This window comes from Mucilaginibacter sp. UYNi724 (assembly GCF_054057495.1).
In genome coordinates this window covers 138,505-154,860 of record NZ_JBSRZI010000010.1, presented here as the reverse complement: position 1 = coordinate 154,860, position 16,356 = coordinate 138,505, and the positions used below count along the sequence as shown (strand labels likewise).

The window sequence follows — 16,356 nt, the reverse complement described above, 5'->3', positions numbered from 1 at the left end:
ATAAAGATATGAGAAGATTAAACGCTTTCTTAATGATAGCATTGGTAGCCTTGTTTACCAATTGCTCTAAAAGTAATGATACGGGTGGCTCCGCTACTGCAGGCACGCCAACCAACATCAGTGTAACACCAACGGTTAGCACTGATAAAAGCGGTACAGTGACCTTCGCGGTAACTGCAGATAACGCGGTATCGTACGAGTTTGATTTCGGCAACGGCGTTTTCCAAACAAACACTACAGGCAGCTTAACTTATAAGTACCCGGTTGCGGGCACCTATAATGTAAAAGTTACGGCCAAAAGTTCAACCGGCAAAACAAGTACAAAAACCATTTCGGTTAATGTATCTGCAAGTGAGGCGCTGATCTGGGCGGACGAGTTTAATACCGCTGGCGCGCCTGATCCGGGCAAGTGGGGTTACGATTTGGGTAACAACAATGGCTGGGGCAATAACGAGTTGGAGTACTACACCAACCGTCCGGATAACGCATCGGTATCAAACGGTACTTTAAAGATCAACCTTAAAAAAGAAAATTACAGTGGGTTTGGCTATACATCTGCAAGGTTGCTTACAAAAGGTAAGTTTGCCTTTAAATACGGCCGTGTAGAGGTAAAAGCCAAGTTGCCTGCAGGTGTTGGTACCTGGCCTGCAATATGGGCCTTGGGTGGTAACATTGATAGCACACCATGGCCCGGCTGTGGCGAGATAGATATTATGGAGCACGTGGGTAAACTACAGAACACCATATTTTCTACCATGCACTACCCCGGTCATTCAGGCGCGGGGGGCGTAGGTAGTACTACTCAAAACCCTACTGCATCTACAGCGTTCCACGTTTACAGCATGGATTGGACGCCAACCGCTATGAAGTTTGCTATTGATGGCGTGGTGTATTACACGTTTGATAATAGCGCCGATAAGCCGTTTAACCAGGATTTCTTCCTGATATTGAATGTGGCCTTTGGTGGTAACTTTGGCGGCCCGGCGGTTGACCCTAACTTTACTGCCGATACGATGGAAGTAGATTACGTTCGCGTTTATAAATAATCAATTTAAATACAGAAAGGCCATTTAACGATGGCCTTTCTGTTTAAAACACAATCCCCTAATCAATTTTATGCTTTACAAAAAGTGTATTTATTTCGCGGCCATCACAGCCGTTGTAGCTATTGCTGCTTCATGTTCATCGGTAAAGCAGGCACAGGTTGCAGGTAGCGCTAAAGGCAATGTTATCTTCTTTGATGATTTTTCAGAAAGTAAGATCGACCGCAACAAGTGGAGCCCCATAGTAACCGGTTTCCATACCAATGGCGAATTGCAGGCTTATGTAGACTCTTCTGCAACTGCATACATCGAAAATGGTGTGCTGGTGTTAAAACCGCAATACTCCCCAAACTTTAAAACATTCGATAATCAGCAGTTTGATTTTATATCTGGCAGGTATGTCACCAAGGGTAAGTTCGATTTTACGTATGGTACAGCAGAGGCTCGTATAAAAGTTACCGCCGGCGATGGTTTATGGCCTGCCTGGTGGATGCTGGGCAACGGCATGTGGCCAAATGATGGCGAGATTGATATTATGGAGTTTATTGGCGAAGCCGACTGGGTGAGCGCGGCTGTACATGGCCCCGGCTACAGCGGCGAAACGCCCTTTGTAAACCGACAGTACTTTGATAAAGAAAATGATGCCACCCAATGGCACGTTTACGGCGTAGAATGGACCCCCGATGCCCTTGTTTTTAAGTATGATGGTAAGCCTATGTTTCGTGTTACACGCACCATGGCACAGCATTACGGCAAATGGGTATTTGATAATAAGCAGCACCTTATCCTAAATTTCGCGGTGGGGGGCATTTATCCTTTTAAAATAAACGGAATCAAAAAACCGTATTACGGCCTTTCCGAATCATCTTTAAAAAAGATTAAAAATGGCGAAGCCAAAATGTGGGTCGACTGGGTTAAAGTAACCCAAAACAAATAAGAAGCATACCCCTGCTAAGCAAAGCCCTCCGGATATACAACCTGAGGGCTTTTTGCTTTTCCACCTATTAAAATTAGCTTTGCTGGCAAATACCACTGCCATGAGTATAACCCACTTTATTAAATCCTTTGCCGAACTTAGCGTAAACGAACTATACGAACTGTTGCGCCTGCGCAGCGAAGTATTCGTGGTCGAACAAAATTGTGTGTTCCTTGACCAGGATAATAAAGACCAGAAATGTCAACATGTATTGGTTTATACTAATGATAAGCTTGCTGCCTATAGCAGGCTTCTGCCCGCCGGTTTATCTTATGCCGAGGTATCCATCGGCCGTGTTATTACATCGCCGGAGGCAAGGGGCAGTGGCTTAGGGAGAAAGTTGATGGAATTATCTATCCGGGGTTGCAATGATCTGTTTGGCCCGACAACCATCCGCATTGGGGCGCAAACTTATGCGCTGCCATTCTACAAATCGTTAGGTTTTGTTGCCGAGGGCGAGCGTTACGACGAAGATGGCATAGAACACGTAGAAATGATAAGAAAGCCGTAAGCTAACCGCATAAAAAAGCCCTTTAGATTTTTCTAAAGGGCTTTCTCATTAATGTTTGTTAAAATACTCGTGCACTTCCTGGTCCACGTCCAATATATCTATGTTTGCTTTGATGATCTTCCAATTACCATCCACCAAAAAGTAAGTGGGGACGGTAGTGATCTTCCAATTGGCAACATTTGGGGAGCTGTCGCCTTTAAAATCGCACACCTGCGGCCAAATCAGGTTGCTTTGCTTTATGGCGCGTTTCCAAACGTCGGCTTTAGTATCTGTAGAAACACTTACCACACCAAATTTATTCCGGTCGCGGTCGCCAACAATAAGCCCGTTTATAATTTTAGAATGGTTTGTTACACAAAGCTGGCTACCGGATACCCAAAACTCTACCAATATAGCTTTGAATTTTATGGCGTGCCTGTCAAATGGTTTGCCATCGGGCATAACACCTGTTATTTCCGGGGCATCAGCTCCCGGCAAAAGTTTAACCAATACATTTAGCTTGTTGGTAACCTTAAGGCCGTCATCGCTATTCCTGGCTTCAGCAGTTAATTTTTTAGCCAATGCTCCATACTCGGGGGGATATTCATCCATGTACTGCTGTGCCATAATATGGGCAGCAACAACGTTATCCGGGTATTTGGTCATGTAAGCATCCAAAACTTTCGGCTCCAGTTTTCGGCGCTGGATCTGGTAGCCTCGGGTTTTTACAATAAGTGCAGAATGTTCCTTTGGCGACTGGTTACGTGCCTCGCTCGATTCCAGGAAGCTTAGCCCCGAATTAACAGCCGTGTTTAAACTCCCCGCCATCTCGTTCTCTATCTTGTAATAGTCGCTAAGTTGCTGCTGTGTTTTCGAGGCAGATGTTACAGCCGGGTACAGGCCGTTCAATTTGGTTTCTACAGTGTAGCTGCCGTTTTCCAGGTAAAGTTCAAAGGTTTGTTTGGTGTTTAGCGGTTTATCGCCGTCAATAATTGATATGGTATAATACCCGGGTGCAGCCAGCGGTTTAGCAATAGTTGCGCTGCCCTCTTTTATAGGCTGGCTAAAAAGCGTTTCGTTAAACTGGTTTAAGGTGATAGTGCCGTTTTTTACAGCGCCGGTTTTAAAAGTTAGGGCTAATTTAGGTTGCGTGTTGCAGGCTGATACCAGCAGAATAAGTGCGAAGAAGTATAAATATTTCATAAAATTATTTGTGACAGGATGCCACTAAATTATCGAAATGTTTTTATTTGGCGGTAGAATTTTACGCACAGATATTTAAAATTATTGTGCTGTTGAAGTGTATTGTCATACAAATCTCCTTAGACTGTTTCTAAATAGCCAATATCACTGCTTTAAGTGGAAACCATTTCTATCTTTTGGTACTTTTGCCTAAATAAATCTGATCAATAATGAGCGAATTTAAACAAACCTTTAACTCATCACTGGGAAAGAAGCTGATAATGGCTTTAACTGGCTTGTTTTTGTGTACTTTTTTAATTGTGCACCTTGGCGGTAACCTTTTGTTATTTAAAGACGACCAGGGCTTTGCATTTAACAGCTACGCAAACTTCCTGACGCATTTTCCTCCTATCGAGGTAATAGCTTACCTTTTATACCTTGCCATAATTGTGCATGCTGTATATGCTTTGGTATTAACTATTAAAAACCGCAGGGCACGGCCGGTTGGTTATGCTGTGCATAACCAATCAAATGCATCATGGGCGTCAAAAAACATGGGCTTGCTTGGTTCCATCCTGCTGTTGTTCATCGTGATCCACATGGGCGATTTTTGGTTTACCTACAAGTACAATAACATCCTGGGCTTTAAAGAGTACCGCACCAACCTGGCGACTAATGAAACAACAGTATCAGACTACAAACCGGAGATCGCCGATTTTGAGCGTTCGATATCTACAGAAAACAATGTAGAGATCGTTCGTGTGAAGGACCTGCATGCACGTATCACATCAAGCTTTAGCCATTTATGGTATGTAGCGTTTTACGTGATAGCAATGGGTGCGGTAGCGTTTCACTTGCTGCATGGCTTCCAGAGCGCATTTCATACGTTGGGTTGGGTACATAAAAAGTACAAGCCTATAATTTATTTCTTTGGCACCTGGCTGTTCGCGGTAATTATACCGTTAGGTTTTGCCCTGATGCCAATAGTGTACTATTTGAAAAGTTTATAATTAATTTACGAATTGCGATTTTCGATTTATAACCCTAATGTTAAAATCTAAAATCGTAATTCTAAAATCGTAAATAAAAAGAAATGAGTTTAGATGCGAAAATTCCGCAAGGCCCATTAGCCGAAAAATGGAGCAAGCATAAATTTAACTTAAAGCTGGTTAATCCATCCAATAAGCGTAAGTACGATGTTATTGTTGTAGGTACGGGTTTAGCGGGTGCTTCGGCAGCTGCTTCACTTGCCGAGCTTGGTTACAATGTTAAATCGTTCTGCTTCCAGGATAGCCCGCGCCGTGCGCACTCTATCGCTGCACAGGGTGGTATTAACGCTGCAAAAAATTATCAAAACGATGGCGATAGCGTTTATCGCCTCTTCTACGATACCATTAAAGGTGGTGATTACCGCGCCCGCGAAGGCAACGTTTACCGCCTTGCAGAGGTATCGGTAAATATTATTGACCAGTGCGTTGCACAGGGCGTACCATTTGCCCGCGAATACGGCGGCTTGCTGGATAACCGTTCGTTCGGCGGTTCGCAGGTATCACGTACGTTTTACGCGCGTGGTCAAACAGGCCAGCAACTTTTATTAGGTGCGTACTCGGCATTGAACCGCCAGATTCACCTGGGGAAAGTGAAAATGTATACCCGTACCGAAATGCTTGACGTAGTAGTTGTTGACGGCCACGCCAAAGGTATTGTTACCCGTAACTTAAAAACAGGCGAGATAGAAACACACGCAGGCCACGCGGTGCTTTTAGCAACGGGCGGTTACGGTAACGTATTCTACTTATCTACCAACGCTATCGGTAGTAACGTAACGGCGGCATGGCGCGCGCACAAGCGTGGTGCTTACTTTGCCAACCCTTGTTATACCCAGATCCACCCTACCTGTATCCCGGTTACCGGCGATCACCAGAGTAAGCTTACGCTGATGTCTGAATCGTTACGTAACGATGGCCGCGTTTGGGCGCCAAAAACGGTAGAAACCGCGCAAAAACTGCAAAAGAAAGAAATCACCGCTTCTGAGGTTAAAGAAGAAGACAGGGATTACTTCCTGGAGAGAAAATATCCGTCATTCGGTAACCTTGTACCGCGTGATGTGGCTTCACGTAACGCCAAAGAAATGTCTGACGAGGGCAAAGGTGTAGGCACAACCGGCTTAGCCGTTTACCTTGATTTTGCCGAGGCGATACAACGTTTAGGTGAAGACACCGTGCGTGCCAAATATGGTAACTTATTTGACATGTACCTGCAAATAACTGATGAGAACCCGTACAAGCAGCCAATGCGTATTTACCCGGCGGTACACTATACCATGGGCGGCCTTTGGGTTGATTATAACTTAAGCACAAACGTACCGGGCCTTTACGCCATGGGCGAATGTAATTTTAGCGACCACGGTGCAAACCGCCTTGGTGCATCTGCACTAATGCAGGGTTTATCTGACGGTTACTTTGTTATTCCTTATACCCTTGGTGATTACCTGGCAACCATTGGCCCTAAAAAGGTTGATACCAGCCACCCGGCATTCGAGCAAACCAAAAAAGATGTAATTGCTTACAACAACAAGCTGCTTGCCCTAAAAGGTAATAAAACAGTTGTTGAGTACCACCGCGAACTTGGCCACATTATGTGGGAGTACTGTGGTATGGCACGTACCGAAGAAGGCCTTACCAAAGCAAAAGCCCTTATTAAAGCGTTAAAGGCTGATTTTTGGATTAACGCAATCGTAACCGGCGAAAATGAAGAAGTAAATGCTGCCCTTGAAAGAGCCGGCCGTGTTGCCGATTTCATCGAGCTTGGCGAACTGATGGTTACCGACGCCTTGGCGCGCCGCGAATCGTGTGGCGGCCACTTCCGTTTGGAGTCGCAAACTGAAGAAGGTGAAGCCTTACGCGATGACGAAAACTTCACGTTTGTATCAGCCTGGGAATTTAAAGGTGAAAACGAAGAAGAAGAGCTGCACAAAGAAGAGCTGATTTTTGAAAATGTTAAGTTAACACAACGTAGTTATAAATAAGATTTGAGATGTTAGATATGAGATTTGAGACTTTTTGTCCCTCTCACATCTAACATCTCACTTCTCAGATCTAAGAAGATGCATAACTTGAAGGAGTTGAAAATTTGGAATAAGGCTATGGACCTGGCGGTAGACGTCTACAAAGCCACTTCAAGTTTTCCAACTGACGAGCGTTTTGGTTTAACAAGCCAATTAAGGCGCGCAGCAGTTTCAATTGCTTCAAACATTGCCGAGGGTGCAGGCAGAAATTCTAATAAAGAGTTCTGTAATTTTTTAGGTATAGCCAATGGTTCATCGTACGAAGTACAAACCCAACTGGTTATATCAAACAAGTTAAATTTATTAAATACCGATTTGCTGAACGGGTTATTACAACAGATTGAAGAATTGCAAAAGATGAATTATGCATTTCAACAGATGTTAAACAAACCGTCTCGAATCTAAAATCTCATATCTCAAATCTATTATAAGATGAGTGGAAACATGAACCTGACGCTGAAAGTATGGCGCCAAAAAAATACACAAACACCGGGCAAGTTTGTGACTTATAAGGCCGAAAATATTTCGCCGGATATGTCGTTCCTGGAAATGCTTGACGTGGTGAACGAAAGCCTTACCCGCAAGAACGAGGAGCCTATTTATTTTGATCATGACTGCCGCGAAGGTATTTGCGGCTCTTGTTCGTTATATATCAACGGCCACCCGCACGGCCCAAAGAGGGCTATTACAACCTGCCAACTGCACATGCGTACCTTTAGCGATGGCGAAACCATTACTATCGAACCTTGGCGTTCGGCCGCGTTCCCGATAGTAAAAGATCTGGCGACAGATCGGTCTGCTTTCGACCGCATCCAACAGGCTGGTGGTTATGTATCGGTAAATACCGGTGGTGTGCCCGATGCCAACATCATCCCTATCCCTAAGGTAATTGCCGATGAGGCTTTTAACTCGGCTACCTGTATTGGTTGTGGTGCCTGTGTTGCCGCATGTAAAAATGCATCGGCTATGCTATTTACATCAGCAAAAATTACCCAGCTGGGTTTATTGCCACAAGGCCAAACAGAGCGTTACAGCCGTGTACAAGCCATGGTTGCCCAAATGGACCAGGAAGGCTTTGGTAACTGTACCAATACCGGCGCCTGCGAAGCAGAATGCCCTAAAGAGATAACCCTGAACAATATTGCGTTCATGAACAACGATTTCTTCAGCGCCAAACTATTCCGCGAAGAACACGCACATGATCACACAAGTGGCGAATAATTTTAAATTACAAGCTCACCATAATAACAAAGCCCGGCTGCATCTGCAACCGGGCTTTGTTGTTTAATATCTTTTTGCTTTTAGCTTATTATGCTTTCTTTACCGTAGCGATCAACTCCTTCATTTCTGGTGGTTTTTCATACGCCTGTACCAATTTGCCTTTATGGTCATAAATGGCAATATACGGGGTGTGCTGAAGCTTGTAATATTTTTGTACGGTGTAGGTATAACCTTCGGTGCCCAAAGTAAAGTTTGGATACGCGGTCAACCCGTAATCGTTCTGGAAAGTTTTTACCATACGGATATCGCTGAAGGTAACCATCACCACCTGGATGTTTTTAAAATCCTTCATAAAAGGCTTCATATCGTTAACCAGTTTTTGGCAATGCCCGCAATCTGTAGCAAAGTAGATCAGCATCACCGGCTGGTTCTTTTTCAGGTCGGCAGGGGTGCTGTAAACATCTTTGGTAGTTAAAATTTTATAGGGCGCAATTACAGGGGGAGTTGGAGGAGTTTGCGCATTAGTACAAGCCACTGCAATAAGCAGGGTTAACATTAGTAAAATTCTTTTCATTTCTTTTATGGTCATTGGGTGTAATTATGCCTCTAGCAACTCTAATTGCCAGGCAATGTGTTCTTCTGTTATAGGGTATAACGCATTATTACGCATTGTATGATAAATAGCGTCAAATATCTGGCGGTAATCGCCTTTAACTGATGGCACAAGTTCGGTACATTTTTGGTTATCAATACCAACAGTGGTTAATTGGCCCTCATTGCCCGCCGGCTCAATGCCGTATGCCGGGTCGGTTGGCATCATGCCTTTATCAAGCTGTGCTTCCTGCACATCGCTTCTGTTTTTAATGAAACTGCCAAGTGTGCCGTTAACCCAAAAGCCTGGGGTTTCACCTGCTATTTGTAAGCCCGATGTTAGGTAAACATTTAGTTGGTTGGGGTATATTAAATGATAATGGAAATAATCGGGCACTTCAGACCCCTCGCGATACATACCAATAGTTTTGTTGAATGATAATGGTTTGCCAAACAAGGCGATGGTATTATCTACCAAATGCGCGCCAAGGTCATAAACCAGCCCTCCGGCAGGTACGCCTTTAGTTTCTTTAAAAGATTTTACACCGATAGCAGCTTTGTACCTGTCCATACGGAAGGTAACTTCTATCAGGTTACCCAGGCGCCCGCTTTCTATTACTTCTTTGGTAGACAAGAAACCGCTATCGAACCTGCGATTTTGATAAACCATAAGGTGTTTATTGAGTTTGCGTGCGGTATCAAAAAGTTTTTTAACTTCTGCTGATGTAGCGGCAGCGGGCTTTTCAAGTAGTACATGTTTACCGGCATTCAGGGCCAGCATAGCGTGCTCAAAGTGCAGGTTGCTTGGCGTGTTTACGATAACCAGTTCTATCTCGTCATCGCCCAATAGCTCATCTATCGAGCCGTAACTTTTTATTTCAGGATAAATTTCGGCGGCTTTTTTATGGGTACGCTCCACAATGGCCTTTAATTTAAAAGCCGGATTGGTGCTGATGAACGGTGCATGAAAAATGCGGCCGGACATACCGTAGGCCATTAAGCCTGTAACTATTGGTGCTTGCATATATTTGTATGACGCCCTTTTAAGGCGTTTAATTTAATTATCGAAATATTTTTCATCTGCAGTTCCTATGGGCGAACCATCAGGCATTGGCAATGGTGGTTCGGGCTGAAACTTCTCCGGCGCACTTTCAAATAACTTGATCTGCGCTAAGCCAAACATTAAATTTGCCTTTGTGCTACCTATAGTTGTTTTAACAGCATCCTTCATATACCTCTCCAGGTCATTAATTTCCATGAGTGCAATGCCGCGCACGTTATCTGCAGCATTGGTATTGGCTGCTAAAGTTAACAACTTCTTTAGGGTTATATTGTTCACCAAGCGTTGTAATTCACCTTTGTAGCCGGCGGGCTGTGGGGCCTTCCAGGTCTGCGCCATTAGTTTGTTTAAAACAGGGAGCAATCCGGGTTGTGTACTATTACGCGCATGGTATTCTATTAAACGGGCGGCCCGTTCTGGGTTTAACATAAACGTTAAGGTAGTCCCGGCCGCCGATTCAGCCGCTGCTATCGGATCGAAAGTTACGCCCGTGCGTGCCTTAAAGGTTTCACGTGTGCGCGGGAAGCCTACAGGCCTGGGCGGGATCATCTCTATCAGTTTTTCGGGTAGCGCCAAAGCATCGGGAGTTAACGTTGCCATCAATGCATCAAATGCTTTCCACTGCTCGGTTGGCGATATAAATTTAGTGATGGTTTGCCCGTCGTTTTTTAAAGCAAAAGTATAATATAAGCCACCCAGCACTTTTGAAGTAGCCTCTACCTGGTAACGGTGAAGCAGGTAAATAGGCACTAAAACTTCTTCCATAGTGGCCATTGGTGCATCTTGCCTGATAGCTTTTGCCGAAAAATTATCCAGAATATGTTTACGTAGGATCATCAGCCGGTTTAGTTCATCGGGCGCGTTGTTTCCATTATCCCATAAATGAGCATAGGGGTGCGCCCCGCCGGCTGTGCGGGCGTCATCATCTGATATGAATTGGTAACCTTGTTTAATGGTTTCGGTAACGATGCCTTTTAACGCCTTGTCCTCGTCAACTCCTTTTGCGAAATCCTGGTAGCCATAAAGGATAGCACGTTTATCATAAGGGCCAATTTCGGTTGTGTAAGCTTTACTTAAATCAACGGGGCCGCCGGCATTCAGTGTTACCAAAGGTGGCGGGTAATCCATTACACTGGCCCTGTTATTTGCACTCGCAGTAAAATTATGTTGCAGGCCAAGTGTGTGGCCAACTTCGTGTGCCGCAAGCTGTCGCAAACGGGCAACAGCTAACTTCAGCATTTTATCGCTAACGGGTTTGCCGTCCTCATAGGGTTGCACAAAACCTTCGGCAATTAAAAAGTCCTGCCTGTCGCGTAACGATCCTAATGAAACCTGCCCTTTAATGATCTCGCCGGTACGGGGGTCGGTAATTGATGAGCCGTATGACCAACCCCTTGTAGAGCGGTGGATCCACTGTATGATATTATAGCGCACATCCATTGGGTCGGCACCTTCGGGCAACAGCTTCACCTGGAAAGCATCCTGGTACCCGGCCGCTTCAAAAGCCTGGTTCCACCATGATGCTCCTTCAATTAAAGCGCTGCGCACAGGCTCGGGCGCGCCGCGGTCAACATAATAAACAATGGGTTTAATTGGCTCGCTCATGGCTGCGGCAGGGTCTTTTTTCTCTAAACGGTGGCGCGCCAGGTATCTTTTGGTGATGGGCTCGTCTATTGGTGTAGCGTAGTCCATATACCCGATATTAAAGTAGCCCGAGCGTGGGTCAAACTTCCGGGGCTTGTAATTTGCATCGGGTAGTTTAATAAAAGAGTGGTGCATACGCACGGTAACCGCACCGGCATCGGGTGCTACCGAAGCAATTTCGGGCCCGGTATCTTTACCGGCCAACGTAACAATAGCTTCAAATTCGGAGTTGTCCGGGAAACTTTTTGTATTGGGCAAATAAATAGCAGAGCGGTTTTCATCAGGGCTATAGCTGCCCTGGCCTTTTAACCTTTCGGCTATTTTATGGCTATCGCGAAGCAAAAAGGAAGTAATATCTATCAGCGTTTTATCGCCATCGGCAGCAACTGCGGTAAAGCCGTAAATGGCCGACTGTGCAAACGCTTCTTCCACAGATTTACGCTCATCAGCATTGGTGCTGTTTGCCCTGTAACTATAATTAGGCTGTATCAGTAATACCTTGGGGCCTATTTTAATAAACTTAACTATGCGGCTATCACCTATTTGCCCCCGGTCTAACCCCAAATCGTTTGAGCCAATACCCGATGGCAGGGAATTTACATATAAGAACTCTGTATCAAATTTATCAATCTCCAGATAGATCTTGCCGGTTTTATTATCCCAGTAAAAATTATAGTAACCGCTGTATTTGGTTAAGCCCTTTACCATGGCCGGGATATTACCGTCTGTTTTTTGGGCCTTAAGTAGCGGTGAGCAGCATAATAGTAAAAAAACAAGGAGCAGGTTTTTTTTCATAAGGCCAAAGGAAAGTTTGTTAAAACTATTGTTTTTACCGGCCTTATGCAAATTGGCTAAATAAAAAAAGGGATAGGCTTACGCCCATCCCTTTTCTAAAAAAATAGCCTAAGCTTATTTCATGCTGCTTTGAATCGCTTCAATTTTAGCTAAGTGTGCTTTAACTGTAGGCAATGTTTTAGTTGCAAAGGCCATCAGGTCGGCATCTTTGCAATTTTTAGAAGCATCTTCTAACATTGATGCTACTTTCTTATGGCCGTCAACCATGGCGTCAACGTAAGCTTTATCAAAATCTTTACCTGTTTTAGCAGCAAGATCGGCCGCCATTTTCTGGTGGTCGGCATCCGGTGCAGTGGGTAAAGTAATGTTTTTAGTTTTGGCGATAGCCATTAATTCTTCATTGGCTTTAGTATGGTCCATAACCATCATAGCACCAAACTCTTTAACCTGTGGGTTAACCGCTTTTTCTGAAGCTAATTTACCCGCAGCAACTTCTGCCATGCCAGTGTTAGCAGCATCGGTAGCGAATTTAGAGTCGTCTGCATCTACAGCAATACCTGTAGAACCATTGGTGGTTGTGTCTTTAACAGCATTTACACTGTCGGCACTTTCTTTACTGTCTTTTGCGGCATTGTTACACGCCTGGAATGATAAGGCTGCAATAGCCACCATTGCCACTAAACTTAATTTTTTCATTTTGTAGATATTTTTAGTTTTTATAGTTAGTATTTAACAATTATTACGCCAATTAGTTTTAATTGCTGCACTTATAGTTTGTTGAGGTTATTATTGTTATACCTTAAAGTTTTATTATTTTTGGGCAGATAAATTAACAGATATGAATTTTCCGGCAGAGTTAAAATACACAAGCGACCATGAGTGGATAAGGGTTGAAGGCGACGAGGCTTACATCGGTATTACCGAGTTTGCACAGGGTGAATTAGGCGATATAGTTTATATCGACATTAACACTGTTGGCCAGGATGTAACTAAAGAGTCTGTTTTTGGTACGGTAGAAGCTGTAAAGACAGTATCTGATCTGTTTATGCCGCTTGATGGTACTATACTTGAAGTTAATAGTAAACTGGATAGCCAGCCCGAATTGGTGAACAGCGACCCTTACGGAGATGGCTGGATGGTGAAAATTAAAATTACCAACGCTGCCGATGCAGATAACCTTTTAGATGCTGATGCGTACAAAGGCGTTATTGGCCACTAAATTTTAAATGAATAATACACTAAAATATTACGGGCCTGCTATTTTGTGGGCCCTCTTTATTTTAATAATATGCGCGTTGCCTCTTGGCAGCGTAGGCGAATCGCCAATATTTTTTGCCGGGTTTGATAAGCTGGTGCATTGCGGTTTGTTTTTTGTGCTTTCGATATTATACTGCGCGGGCAGCATCCGTAAATGGAACACCCGCAGCATCCGGATAGGGATAGCCTTGAAAAACACTGTTGTGCTGATAAGCTATGGCGCATTAATTGAAGTGCTGCAATCACGTGTTTTTACATGGCGCAGCGGCGATTGGAACGACCTTTTAGCCGATACTATTGGTGGGTGTATGGGAGTTTTTGGAGTATTGATAACCAGTAATGCGCTAAATCATGAAACAAGTTAAATATACCCTAGCAATAGCAACGGTAACTATTGTATTATCATCGTGCGGCATCTTTAAAAAAGATTGTAACTGCCCGCACTTTAGCCACCTGAAACCTTCTGTTAAAAAAGCAGCTAACGCCTAGCGCTTATTCTTTTTAAATTTTACATTCTTCCTGCAAAGTCCTTATTTGGATTTGTTTTAAATAAGCTTACATTTGTGGTCTAATAATTACACACATGACGCTTGAGCAGCTTGGAGTAGGAGAAACCGGAATTGTAAAGGAATTTACCGATCTTGAAATGTCTGTAAAGCTGATGGAAATGGGCTGCCTGCCCGGCGAACCGATAAGGGTATCGCGCATTGCACCACTTGGCGACCCTATCGCTATCCATGTATCGGGCTATCAACTTAGCCTGCGTAAATTTGAAGCATCAACCATTATTTTGCAATAGTATAGCCAGCACTTGAAAGCCGATATCAGAGTAGCGCTTGTAGGAAATCCAAACACCGGTAAATCGACACTCTTTAATGCACTAACCGGGTTAAATCAAAAAATTGGAAATTTTCCGGGGGTTACTGTTGATAAAAAAGTTGGCTACAGCCAACTGCCCGATGGCCGCCATGCCGAAATAATTGACCTTCCCGGTACTTATAGCCTATACCCTAAAAGCAAGGATGAATCTATCGTGTTTTCTGTACTGGCAGAAAAAGATACTGAGCTAACGCCTGACCTGATCGTTGTTATCCTGGATGCTACTAACCTAAAACGCAACCTGCTGCTTTACACCCAGGTTGCCGACTTGAAGATCCCGGTTATTATCGCCCTGAACATGATTGACCTGTCGAAAAAGGCAGGTATAGATATCGATATTAACCTGTTGGCCCAAAAACTGGGGGTATTGATCATACCCGTATCGGCACGCAAGTTAGAAGGCATCAGCGAACTGAAGAATGCGATATCGTACGCCAATAAATTTGCGCTGCAGCAAGATAGCATCGATGTAAATGCTCTTGCACCGGGTATTATCCAAAGCATCAGCAAAGAGCTTGATACCGATAACCCGTACTTTGCCCTGCAACTGGCGCATCAGCACGAAACCTTAAAGTTTTTAACCCCCGCTCAAAGCAACCGCATTGAAGAACTGGAAAACGAACACGGTTTCCATACCCAAAAGGCGCAGGCCAGCGAAACCATTGCCCGTTACAGCTATATAAACGACCTGCTTTACGATACCGTTAAAACGCCCGTTACGGCGCAGGATGAATCGATAAGTAACAAGATAGATAAAGTGCTTACCCACCGGGTATTTGGCTTTGTGATCTTTATCGGCGTATTGCTATTCATGTTCCAGTCGATATTTGCGTGGTCGGAGTACCCAATGTCGCTGATAGAAGATCTTTTTGTTTGGATGGAAGGTGGCTTGCGCCATGTATTGCCCGCCGGGCCACTTACCAGTTTGTTGATAGACGGCGTTGTTGCAGGTTTGAGTGGCGTAATGGTCTTTATCCCGCAGATAGCTATTCTGTTCGCATTTATATCCATATTGGAAGATACCGGGTATATGTCGCGCGTTACGTTTATGATGGACAAGATCATGCGGAAGGTAGGCCTTAACGGTAAATCGGTAGTGCCGCTTATCGGTGGCTTTGCCTGCGCGGTACCATCCATCATGAGTACCCGCACCATCGAGAACTGGAAGGACAGGATGATCACCATAATGGTTACGCCATTGGTGGCCTGCTCGGCCCGTTTACCGGTTTATACCTTATTGATAGCGCTTGTGGTACCTAATAAAAACATTTGGTGGATATTTAACCTACGGGGCCTGGCCCTAACGGGGATGTACGTGCTAAGCCTGGTATCGGCAGTAATAGTTGCTTATGTGATGAAGTTTGTGCTAAAGGCCCGCGAGCGCGGTTACTTTATTATGGAACTGCCCGTGTACCGCATGCCAAGGTGGAACAACGTGCTATTCAGCATGTATGAGCGTGCAAAAACCTTTGTGCTGGAAGCCGGAAAGGTGATCATCGCCGTATCGGTAATACTTTGGGTGCTGTCATCATACGGCCCCGGCGATCGCTTTAAAAATATCGACCAAAAATACCAACAGCCGCAATACACCAAAACCATGACGCCGGATAGCCTGACGCGTGTTATCTCTACCGAAAAACTGGAGAACTCTTACGCGGGTGTTTTAGGCCACGTTATTGAACCCGTTATTAAACCCATCGGTTTCGACTGGAAGATAGGTATAGCGCTGATCACCTCTTTTGCCGCCCGCGAGGTATTTGTAGGCACCATGGCAACCATTTACAGTGTAGATGGCGATGCCGACAGGATAGATTCGGTACAGGATAAGATGCGCAATGCCCGCAACCCCACTACCGGCGGCCCTGTGTTTACCCTTGCCGTAGCCTTTTCGCTAATGATGTTTTACGCCTTTGCCATGCAATGCGCCAGCACCGTAGCCGTTGTGTACCGCGAAACCAAAGACTGGCGCTGGCCCGCCGCCCAGTTCGCTTATATGACGGTGTTAGCCTATGGCGCAGCGTTTTTGGTGTACCATTTGTTGAAGTAGGTTCAAAGTCAAAAGTTCAAAGTAAAAAGTTTACAATAGGCAGAAAAAGCTTTGGACTTTCTACTTTAAACTTTCTACTCTAAACCCTTATCTTTGATACAGAG

16 protein-coding genes are annotated in these 16,356 nt (G+C 44.6%); 11 read left to right on the top strand and 5 right to left on the bottom strand.

The genetic code is table 11. The features are described from left to right. Positions 1 to 8: 8 nt before the first annotated feature. From ACVW0P_RS15470 to ACVW0P_RS15460, 3 genes are all read left to right on the top strand, one after another. Complete coding sequence (locus ACVW0P_RS15470) at positions 9 to 1,046, top strand: family 16 glycosylhydrolase (RefSeq protein ID WP_457132889.1); 1,038 nt, start codon at positions 9 to 11, stop codon at positions 1,044 to 1,046. A gap of 70 nt (positions 1,047 to 1,116) precedes the next feature. After that, on the top strand, positions 1,117 to 1,980 hold the full coding sequence (locus ACVW0P_RS15465) for a glycoside hydrolase family 16 protein (RefSeq protein ID WP_457132888.1): 864 nt from the start codon (positions 1,117 to 1,119) through the stop codon (positions 1,978 to 1,980). Between the two features lie 100 nt (positions 1,981 to 2,080). Beyond that, positions 2,081 to 2,530, top strand: coding sequence for a GNAT family N-acetyltransferase (locus ACVW0P_RS15460; protein ID WP_457132887.1), 450 nt, complete (start codon positions 2,081 to 2,083; stop codon positions 2,528 to 2,530). 48 nt (positions 2,531 to 2,578) lie between these two features. Here ACVW0P_RS15460 and ACVW0P_RS15455 read toward each other — a convergent pair whose 3' ends face one another. Further along, positions 2,579 to 3,712 carry a TlpA family protein disulfide reductase gene (locus ACVW0P_RS15455; RefSeq protein WP_457132886.1) on the bottom strand — a complete coding sequence of 378 codons (1,134 nt, stop codon included), beginning with the start codon at positions 3,710 to 3,712 and terminating at the stop codon, positions 2,579 to 2,581. A gap of 209 nt (positions 3,713 to 3,921) precedes the next feature. On the opposite strand from ACVW0P_RS15455, the gene ACVW0P_RS15450 reads away from it, so the two are divergent. The 4 genes from ACVW0P_RS15450 to ACVW0P_RS15435 all read left to right on the top strand — a co-directional run bounded on the left by ACVW0P_RS15450 (position 3,922) and on the right by ACVW0P_RS15435 (position 7,979). Then, positions 3,922 to 4,701: a succinate dehydrogenase cytochrome b subunit gene (locus ACVW0P_RS15450; protein WP_457132885.1), complete on the top strand. Its 780-nt coding sequence runs from the start codon at positions 3,922 to 3,924 to the stop codon at positions 4,699 to 4,701. Between the two features lie 83 nt (positions 4,702 to 4,784). Further along, positions 4,785 to 6,719, top strand: a complete 1,935-nt coding sequence (locus ACVW0P_RS15445) for a fumarate reductase/succinate dehydrogenase flavoprotein subunit (protein WP_457132884.1) — start codon at positions 4,785 to 4,787, stop codon at positions 6,717 to 6,719. Positions 6,720 to 6,797: 78 nt separating this feature from the next. Then, positions 6,798 to 7,163 (top strand): four helix bundle protein, encoded by a 366-nt coding sequence (locus ACVW0P_RS15440; protein ID WP_457132883.1) that lies wholly within the window; start codon positions 6,798 to 6,800, stop codon positions 7,161 to 7,163. Positions 7,164 to 7,190: 27 nt separating this feature from the next. Beyond that, positions 7,191 to 7,979: a succinate dehydrogenase/fumarate reductase iron-sulfur subunit gene (locus ACVW0P_RS15435; protein WP_457132882.1), complete on the top strand. Its 789-nt coding sequence runs from the start codon at positions 7,191 to 7,193 to the stop codon at positions 7,977 to 7,979. Positions 7,980 to 8,067: 88 nt separating this feature from the next. On the opposite strand, the gene ACVW0P_RS15430 is transcribed toward ACVW0P_RS15435, so the two are convergent. The 4 genes from ACVW0P_RS15430 to ACVW0P_RS15415 form a co-directional block, all read right to left on the bottom strand. Then, positions 8,068 to 8,553: a TlpA family protein disulfide reductase gene (locus tag ACVW0P_RS15430; RefSeq protein ID WP_354427273.1), complete on the bottom strand. Its 486-nt coding sequence runs from the start codon at positions 8,551 to 8,553 to the stop codon at positions 8,068 to 8,070. Between the two features lie 24 nt (positions 8,554 to 8,577). Continuing rightward, a complete protein-coding gene (locus tag ACVW0P_RS15425; RefSeq protein WP_457132881.1) occupies positions 8,578 to 9,594 on the bottom strand; it encodes a Gfo/Idh/MocA family oxidoreductase in 1,017 nt (338 codons plus the stop codon). Between the two features lie 33 nt (positions 9,595 to 9,627). Next, on the bottom strand, positions 9,628 to 12,069 hold the full coding sequence (locus tag ACVW0P_RS15420) for a zinc-dependent metalloprotease (protein ID WP_457132880.1): 2,442 nt from the start codon (positions 12,067 to 12,069) through the stop codon (positions 9,628 to 9,630). Positions 12,070 to 12,183: 114 nt separating this feature from the next. Next, positions 12,184 to 12,765, bottom strand: coding sequence for a DUF4142 domain-containing protein (locus tag ACVW0P_RS15415; protein WP_457132879.1), 582 nt, complete (start codon positions 12,763 to 12,765; stop codon positions 12,184 to 12,186). A 142-nt stretch (positions 12,766 to 12,907) separates the two neighbouring features. Here ACVW0P_RS15415 and gcvH point away from each other — a divergent pair, with 142 nt between their 5' ends. From gcvH to feoB, 4 genes are all read left to right on the top strand, one after another. Continuing rightward, a complete protein-coding gene (gcvH, locus tag ACVW0P_RS15410; protein WP_354427281.1) occupies positions 12,908 to 13,288 on the top strand; it encodes a glycine cleavage system protein GcvH in 381 nt (126 codons plus the stop codon). Positions 13,289 to 13,295: 7 nt separating this feature from the next. Next, positions 13,296 to 13,691, top strand: coding sequence for a VanZ family protein (locus ACVW0P_RS15405; protein WP_457132878.1), 396 nt, complete (start codon positions 13,296 to 13,298; stop codon positions 13,689 to 13,691). A gap of 218 nt (positions 13,692 to 13,909) precedes the next feature. Then, positions 13,910 to 14,125, top strand: coding sequence for a FeoA family protein (locus ACVW0P_RS15400; RefSeq protein WP_354427286.1), 216 nt, complete (start codon positions 13,910 to 13,912; stop codon positions 14,123 to 14,125). Positions 14,126 to 14,137: 12 nt separating this feature from the next. Beyond that, entirely contained in the window at positions 14,138 to 16,252 is a 2,115-nt protein-coding gene (feoB, locus tag ACVW0P_RS15395; RefSeq protein WP_457132877.1) for a ferrous iron transport protein B, read from the top strand. Positions 16,253 to 16,356 lie beyond the last annotated feature (104 nt).